This window comes from Stieleria mannarensis (assembly GCF_014154935.1).
GTDB classification, from domain to species: Bacteria; Planctomycetota; Planctomycetia; order Pirellulales; family Pirellulaceae; genus Stieleria; species Stieleria mannarensis.
Window position 1 is genome coordinate 1 of record NZ_JACEHH010000100.1, and the last position, 8,172, is coordinate 8,172.

At 60.7% G+C, this 8,172-nt stretch carries 5 protein-coding genes; 1 reads left to right on the forward strand and 4 read right to left on the reverse strand.

Annotation, left to right across the window (positions count from 1 at the left end; genetic code table 11):
* Nucleotides 1-211 precede the first annotated feature (211 nt).
* From H1B37_RS32155 to H1B37_RS32170, 4 genes are all read right to left on the reverse strand, one after another.
* Nucleotides 212-1,666 (reverse strand): sulfatase family protein, encoded by a 1,455-nt coding sequence (locus H1B37_RS32155; RefSeq protein ID WP_182871383.1) that lies wholly within the window; start codon nt 1,664-1,666, stop codon nt 212-214.
* 298 nt (nt 1,667-1,964) lie between these two features.
* Nucleotides 1,965-3,365 carry a 3-phosphoshikimate 1-carboxyvinyltransferase gene (aroA, locus tag H1B37_RS32160; RefSeq protein ID WP_182871384.1) on the reverse strand — a complete coding sequence of 467 codons (1,401 nt, stop codon included), beginning with the start codon at nt 3,363-3,365 and terminating at the stop codon, nt 1,965-1,967.
* 74 nt (nt 3,366-3,439) lie between these two features.
* Nucleotides 3,440-3,712, reverse strand: coding sequence for a hypothetical protein (locus tag H1B37_RS32165; RefSeq protein ID WP_182871385.1), 273 nt, complete (start codon nt 3,710-3,712; stop codon nt 3,440-3,442).
* A gap of 272 nt (nt 3,713-3,984) precedes the next feature.
* Entirely contained in the window at nt 3,985-5,049 is a 1,065-nt protein-coding gene (locus H1B37_RS32170; protein WP_182871386.1) for a hypothetical protein, read from the reverse strand.
* A gap of 265 nt (nt 5,050-5,314) precedes the next feature.
* Between H1B37_RS32170 and H1B37_RS32175 the strand changes: the two genes are divergently transcribed.
* A complete protein-coding gene (locus tag H1B37_RS32175; RefSeq protein ID WP_182871387.1) occupies nt 5,315-7,987 on the forward strand; it encodes a PSD1 and planctomycete cytochrome C domain-containing protein in 2,673 nt (890 codons plus the stop codon).
* Nucleotides 7,988-8,172 lie beyond the last annotated feature (185 nt).

The following is an 8,172-nucleotide window of genomic DNA, read 5'->3' on the forward strand; positions in this document are numbered from 1 at the left end:
GGTAGTGGTATAGGTCGATGGCGTCGTCGTACTCGCGTCCGGTGTACGTGTATCGGTTGTCTTCCGCCGTAGTCGCACGCGCTGTTCCACTACCATCGAAGACCAACAGTCCGCCGTACGCGTCATAAGCGTAGCGTTCCTTGATCGTGCCTGACGAATCGGTCAGAGCGTTGATGCTGTATTGTTGGGTGCGATCGTAGCGATGAACAACTCAGGAGCCCGATCGGGTGTAGCGCGATAACTTGCCCAGGTTCAGTTCGTCGTTCATCTCCGCTTGCAGCGTTTCCAGACGCGAGAACAGTCGCTTGATCTTGGACGCGTACTGCGGTGAATCGGCCACGTCGTTCATTTCCAACGGATCGGAACTTAGATCGTACAGGCGAATCTTGTTGGCTGCCGGATAGACGATCAACTTGTGGCGGTTGGTCCGGATGCTGCGCTGCTTGTCCAGATAGGCGCCATACACGACGTCGTATTGACTGTCTTCGCCGGCCAGGATTGGCAACAAGCTGTGAAATTGGACGTGTTCGGGTTTCTTCACGCCGGCCAGTTCCAGGGTCGTCGGCATGATGTCTTGCAGGTACACGTGGTGATCGATCTTGCGGCCTGCTTCCACCCCAGGGCCGACCACCATCAACGGCACTCGGACGCTGTGATCGTACAGGTTTTGTTTTCCCATCAGCCCGTGTTGACCGCAGGCCAAGCCGTGGTCGGCGGTGAAGAAGATCCACGTGTTGTCCTGTTTTCCGGTCGCTTCGAGGGCGTCCAAGATTCGGCCGATCATCGCGTCCATGTGCGTGATGATCGCGTAATACTCTTGACGGTTCGTCTGGACGGCCAGCGGTGTGCGCGGGAACGGAGCCAAGCGTTCGTCTCGCAGCTTTTTGCCGGCCGCCATCGCTTCGGCATACGGGTATTCGGGAAGAAAATTCTCCGGCAATTTGACTTCGTCGACCGGGTACTTGGCGACATATTCGGCCGGCGATTGACGTGGGTCGTGCGGCGCGTTGAACGCCAGGTACATGAAGAACGGCTGATCGATCGCGCTGGCTTCGCTCAGGTAGTCGACCGAATGGTTGGCGACGACTTCACTCCAGTGCGTGCCGCCTTCCCAAAAACCGCCGAACTTTGGATCGCTCGGCGACCAGGGATCCGTCACCTCTCCGGTCTCCGGGTCGACCAGCGGGCGGTTGTATCCCGCAGGCGTTTGGGCGGGCATGCCGCCGCGAACATCGCGGGCAACGTCGAACGACTTTTCCGCATCGGCACGGCAATGCCACTTGCCGGTCATGTAGGTGCGGTATCCGGCTGCCTTCATGTATTCGCTCCACCATCGCCCCGCTTCACGCTCCTGTTCGGCCGTTTGATAGACCGGTTCGGCGTCCCAAAGGAAGCGTCCCGAGTTGAGCATCATCCGACTGGCCACACAAACGGCGCCCGACCACGAGCCCATGTTGTAGGCGTGCGTGAACGTGGTCGCGCGTCGTGCGATCCGATCCAGATTGGGCGTTTCGATTTCCGAATTGCCCAGTGAGGCGATCGTGTCGAAACACTGATCGTCGGCAAAGATGAACACGATGTTGGGCGGCTCGTCCGCCGCAGCGTTTGGTGCGGGAGCGAGAGTCCAAGAGAACGCGGCAAGCAGGCAAAAGAAGAGGCGTCGCATAGTGGCCAGCCGGAAAGTGTGAGACAAGGAATCAGGTTGACGAACGAGATTATACGTTAGTCGAAGTCACGCACAGAAGCGGCAAACGCGGGAATTCTTTGGGAGTTGGGAGTTGGGAGTTGGGAGTTGGGAGTTGGGAGTTGGGAGTTGGGAATCAGACAAGAAAATGGGTGACAAGAAGATTTTGGACGGTCTCCAGCAAACCTGAAACCTGAAACCTGAAACCTGAAACCTGAAACCTGAAACCTGAAACCTGAAACCTGAAACCTGAAACTCGAGACTCGAGACTTGAAACGTTTTAGCACCAGCGGTGTGGACGTCCGATCAGGGTTTCCAGGTCGGCGAAGAATTCGGGATAGGTCTTTCCGGTGCAGGAGGGGTTCAGCACGCGGACGCCTTCGGCGGCGAGTCCGGCCAGCGAAAGACTCATCGCCATCCGGTGGTCGTGATAGGTTTCCAGCGTGGCCGGGGTGACACCGCGCTCGGGCGGATGGATCGTCAGCCCGTCGTCGTGTTCCTCGATCCTCGCACCGAGTTTACGGAGCTCGCACGCCAGGTCGCCGATGCGATCGGTTTCTTTGAATCGATTGTGCGCGACGCCTCGGACACGAGTCGGTCCGTCGGCGAACAAGGCCACCACGGCGAGCGTCTGGACGGTGTCACTGATCTGATTCATGTCCACGTCGATTCCGCGCGACGCGCGACCGGAGATCGTCATGCCCTCGGCATCGGAGGTGAACGTGCAACCCATCTTTTCCAACACGCGGCAGAACCCGACGTCGCCTTGCATCGCATCGGGGGTCAGCCCCAGCACGGTGACTTCGCCGCCGGTGATCGCCGCGGCGGCCCAAAAGTAACTGGCCGCCGAGGCGTCGGGTTCGATCGCGTATTCGATCCCGTGGTAACCATCGCCGGATACAACCACTCGCAAGGAAACCGAATCGACGGCGTCGGGGGCGACGTCTTCGATTGCAACGCTCGCCCCGAAGGAACGCATGACCGAGGCGGTCATTTCGACATAGGGCCGCGAGACCAATTCGCCGATCACCTCGATTCGAATGTTGTCGGTGGAAGCGTCACGCCCCGCTTTTGCCCGTCGGGTTTGCAGGGCGATCGGTGCGGCCATCATCAGCCCGCTCAGGTATTGGCTGCTGACGCTGCCGCCGACCGAGACCGGTTGGTCGCTCCAGCCGCGTGAGGAGATCGCAACCGGCGGGCATCCACCGGGTGATTGTGTTTGGATCGATCCGATCTGCACGCCCGCCAGCGCGTCGACCAGATCCGCGATCGGCCGTTGGTGCATCCGCTCAACGCCCGACAAATGGTAATTCCCGCCGGCCGCCGACAAGGCGGCGGTTAGAAACCGGATCGACGTGCCGCTGTTGGCGATGAACAGTTCGTGGGGCGCGTCTGAATTGACATCGCGAGTCGACGCATCGACCTGGATCATACGCCCGGCCTGGGAAACGTTGATCGACACGCCGCACGTCCGCAGGCTGTCAATCATCACCGCCGTGTCTTCGCTGCGGAGCGTTCCCGAAAGCACGGATTGCCCGCTGGCCATCGCCGCACAAATCAGCGCCCGATTGGTCAGACTCTTGCTGCCCGGGGGGCGAATTTTTCCGCACGTCGGTCCGCCCGGTTGGACGGAAACGCTGGTCAGGTCGGCAGTTTCGGGACTCTCGGGGGGATCAGGCATTGCAATATTGGGGCAGGCGACAAGAAGGAGCCGCCCAGTATCGCGTTCCACGGCCAATTGGCAAAGTGGAGGCTTTAAACCGCCAAGGCGCCTTCGCGGCTGGGCACGGTGAAGACGCCCAGGACCATCGACGCCAGCGTCAACGTGTGGATCAACCAGACTTCATCCAGACGCATCACCGTCCGCAACGTCACCAGGCTGATGATCACCAACGCGATCATGAAACGTCGTTCCGCACGGCGCAGCGCTTCACCGACGGACAACTTGGTCGATAGCAGGGCCCACAGTCCCAGGATGGGTAGAGCGATGGCGTCCACAACGGCAAAGAGTTCGGTCAGTTCTGGCATGACGTTCCGTCGTCCCACGTGGTTGAGAAAAGGAAAAGAATGCCGGGAGGAAGGCATCGTGAACCGGCCGCTTCATGCGACTCGATCCTTGGAGCGTCAAGCGTCGCAGGAAGAGGCGATGGAGAGGAAGAGCGGACTTGAGTGAAAATCGTCAGATTTGGGAAAAAGTTTCTTCCGTTGCTTGGTATTTGGGTAGTGGACGAGGCGGCGAGCCCGTTCGGATTGCCAACCGCGAGGTCTCCTCGCGTCGTCCACTACCGTTTCCCCGAATCCTAGCTGCGGATCAGCACGCCGACCGCTTGCACGTAGCGTTCGACCACGTCGACTTCGACGTCGCGCCATTCGGTCGCCTTGTGTCGCAGGATGGCCAGCTTTAGCGATTCGATGGCTTCGTTCAAATCGCTCGGTAGCGGGGGCAATCCGATAAACGGTTGGACCGGAGCGGCCGGCGCCTCGGCGTCCTTTTCGTTTTCATCCGGACGAATGCCCGCTTCGCCATCCTGGTTTTGTCCGGCGAGCGTTTGCAGTTCCTCTTCGTCACCAAAGTCGGGGCCTTCGAACGTCGGGCCGGATTCCACCCCGCCGCTGTCGTTGTCGTACTCGCGGCTCTTGCCGTCGCCTTGGGCGGGCAGCGTGACGTCTTCGTCGGTGTCGACTTCCACGATCTGGCTTTCCGTCGGACGTTTGCTGTCGACGGCGCCTTCGGCTTGCCAGCGTTTTTCACGCATCACCGAAATGCTCCACTTTTCGTTCGCGGCGCCTTCGAGCCACAGCGCGGCGTCTTCCCAATCCAACGCGGCCAGGAAATGGCTCCAATACAACCCCTGGTAGCTCTGGTACGAATCATTGAATCGTTCATAGACGCGGCGCAGCCGCCCCACGTGGGGCGCGGTCACACCGCCGACGCGTCGGGACCAGGCGTCATCGGAGTATTGGGTCGCGTCGACGCCCGATTGGATCAGTTCGTTGCGCCATTGGCTGATGATCCGACCCTTTTCCCAGTTGGTGGTGCTGATCAACGTATTCCATTGGCCGACGAACGGCTCGGCCAATTCACTCGCCCGCTGCAAGTCTTCATCGCTGACGACCGCCCCGCCCGAATCGGTGACGGCCGGATCAGCAGCATCCGGCGCCGCTGCGCCTGGATCGGATGCACCTTCCCAAGCCGCCTTGGCGGCATCCAGATCCGCGTCCTTGATTGTTTCCTCCACCGCGGCGTCCGGAGTTTCGTTGGGGGGGGCCGAGGCGGTCGTGTCGGTGCCCTCCGCAGATTCTGCGATCGTGTCGGTGACTTGTGATTCCGTTTCGTTGGCGGAAGAGAGTTCGTCCTGAGGCATCAGCGTCCGAGTGGTAAAAATGTCGTGTGGAGATAATTTCGTGACCCAGTCACAGCGGTCGCACACGCTAACGAAAGAAGCTGCCGGTGGAAAACGGTTCCGCACTGCAGAACGCGTGAGTCGACGATTTTCCGATCCACACGCGCCGCCTGGGCAAAGTTTGACATGTGGAAAGACTGTCGGGGAGTTCGCGTTCGGTTTGGTGTTTTCGGGCCGATGTGGTTATCCTGTCCGCCCCTCCGAATCATCACGCCCACCGTCCGAAATGAAACATCCTTCCTCCCTTGCCGCAGTGATCGCTGCGGCCGCTTGCTGCGTCACGTCGATTGTGATTCGCGCCGAAGCCCCCGCAACCGAATCAGCCGCAACCAACACGCCGGCAATCCATCCGGACCAGGAAGCGTTTTTCGAATCCAAGGTTCGACCGCTGCTGATCCAGCATTGCTACGAGTGTCATTCACGCTCGGCCGGCGAATCTTCCGGCGAGCTGTTCGTCGACGACGCGGCGTCGCTGCGCGGCGGGGGCACGTCCGGGCCGGCCCTGGTTCCCGGCGATCCCGAGTCCAGTTTGATGATCCGCGCCGTCCGCTACGACGACCCAGAGTACGAAATGCCGCCGACGGGAAAGCTGGATGAAGCGGAGATCAAACTGTTGGAAGATTGGGTGCGAATGGGGGCCCCCGACCCCCGGAGGTCTGTCTCCCCACAACCGAAAAAGACGTCGCCGCTGGAGATCGATCCGCGATCGCATTGGGCGTTCAATCCCCCGCAACGATTTCGCGACCCGGTTTCGCCGGCTCCCGAGGATCGTGACTTGATCGATACGATCGCCGGGCGGGTTGCCGATCAGGCCGGCGTTTCACGCTCGCGCCGCTGCGACGACGAAACCTTGATTCGCCGGCTTTACCATGACTTGACCGGATTGCCGCCGACGCTCGACCAGATCACCGCCTTTGTGTCTTCGCCCCGGATCGACAAAGTGGAGCGGCTGGTCGATCGATTGCTCGCATCGGCGGAATATGGCGAGCGGTTTGCCAGGCACTGGATGGACGTCGCACGTTATGCCGACACGATCGGTTACGCGCTGGCCGGCAAAGAACGCCGTCTGGAGGGCAGCGAGCGGTATCGCGATTGGCTGATTCGGGCCTTCGCGACAGACGTTCCGTTTGACCAGATGGTCCGATTGCAATTGGCCGCTGATCGGATCGATCCGAACAACGAACACGGTGACTTGGATGCGATGGGGTTCCTGACCGTCGGCCGCCGGTTTCTCAATCGCTACGACACCATCGACGACCGGATCGATGTCATCACCCGCGGGTTGATGGGGATGACCGTGGCTTGCGCGCGATGCCATGATCACAAGTTCGATCCGATCCCGACGACCGACTACTACTCTTTGTTGGGGATCTTGCAGAGCAGTGAAACGCCGAAAGACGGCGCCAGCCCGCTGGCGCTGGTGGATCAACCCAAAGCCGCCGACAGTCATGTGTTTTTGCGTGGCCAACCGGGCAACCGCGGTGAAACTGCGCCGCGCCAGTACCTGACCGCGCTGCGAAAACCCGACGAACCCCGGTTCAGCGACGGCAGCGGTCGACGTGAACTGGCCGATCGGCTTGCGTCGCCGGAAAATCCGCTGGTCGCGCGCGTGTTCGTCAATCGGATCTGGTTGCATCTGATCGGCCGGCCGATTGTCGATTCGACCAGCGACTTTGGCGTCCGCACCGAGGCGCCGCCGTTGGTCGGCGTACTGGATGAATTGGCCGCGGAGTTTTCTGAACATTGGAGTGTCAAACGACTGGTCCGACGAATCGTGACCTCGCGGATCTACGCCCAATCGGCTCATCCGGCCGGCGATCCTTCGTTGCAAGCGGATCCGGAGAACCGATTGGCGGCGCGGGGCAATCGTCGCCGACGTGATTTCGAATCGCTGCGCGATTCGGTCCTGGCGGTGTGCGGCCAGCTGGATCGCACCGTCGGCGGACCGCCGGTGGAGATCCATTTGGCATCGCCCAGCCCCCGACGCACACTGTACGCGATGATCGATCGACAAAACCTGCCGTCGCTGTTTCGCACCTTTGACGTCGCCAGCCCCGACGCGCACACGCCCAAGCGGTTGTTTACCACCGTGCCGCAGCAAGCGTTGTTCTTGATGAACCACCCACAAATCGGTGTGTTCGCACGTTCGGTTGCCAGCCAGATCGGACAGGGCCGGCAAGACCTGGGCGGTCAAGTCGACCAGATGTTCGTTCGCCTGCTTTCGCGGCCTCCCACACCGATCGAGCGCGACACCTGCATCGCGTTTTTACAGCAACCGGCCGGCGAGCGACCGCAGCGATTTGATCCGCGATCGGCATGGCAATACGGAACGACGCCCGTGAACCCCGAAAGCCGCGTGACCGCGTTCCGCCCGTTGCCGGTGTTCAGCGGATCGACCTGGCAGGACCAAGAGAAACTGCCCGCGTCATCGGAGTACGGTTACGCGTCGCTGGGTGCAGAGAACGGGCATCCGGGCCGCAAGCACGCGGTCGTCCGACGTTGGACCGCGCCGGCCGACGGGCGTGTGTCGATCAGCGGCATGGTCGGCCATCGCAATGACAAAGGTGATGGCGTCCAGCTGGCGATTTGGGTCGGCGACAAACGGATTTGGCGCGAGGACCAAAAGAGTAACAATCGGCCGTTCCGCAACCTGAGTGCCGATGTCGCCGCGGGTGAAACCGTCGACTTTGTCGTTTCTCCGCGCGATTCCGATAGCTTTGATTCGTTTTTCCTGCGTTGCCAGGTTTCGCTGCGAAGCGATCGCGGCGAGTATTTCGAAGGCGATTCGAAACGCGATTTTTCTGGGCCGCTGGAAGAAACCAATCAAGAACCACTCGGGCGTTTGGCGCAACTTGCTCAGACGCTGTTGTTGTCCAACGAATTCATGTTCGTCGATTGACCGTAACCGGTAGCGGAAGCCGCGGAGGCTTTCGGCAGCGATCAAATCTTTCAAACGTAGCTACCTTCGCCAGAAGGTGGATCGCCCGTTGTTTTCCGCGCTACGTCGAATCGAGGCAGCCCAGTTAGACGACGGGAGTTGGGAGTTGGGAGTTGGGAGTTGGGAGTTGGGAGTTGGGAGTTGGG

Coding starts and splice junctions, on each gene's coding strand:
- aroA (WP_182871384.1), bottom strand. CDS start 3,365: ATGCCTGATCCCCCCGAGAGTCCCGAAACTGCCGACCTGACCAGCGTT.
- H1B37_RS32170 (WP_182871386.1), bottom strand. CDS start 5,049: ATGCCTCAGGACGAACTCTCTTCCGCCAACGAAACGGAATCACAAGTC.
- H1B37_RS32175 (WP_182871387.1), top strand. CDS start 5,315: ATGAAACATCCTTCCTCCCTTGCCGCAGTGATCGCTGCGGCCGCTTGC.
- H1B37_RS32155 (WP_182871383.1), bottom strand. CDS start 1,666: ATGCGACGCCTCTTCTTTTGCCTGCTTGCCGCGTTCTCTTGGACTCTC.
- H1B37_RS32165 (WP_182871385.1), bottom strand. CDS start 3,712: ATGCCAGAACTGACCGAACTCTTTGCCGTTGTGGACGCCATCGCTCTA.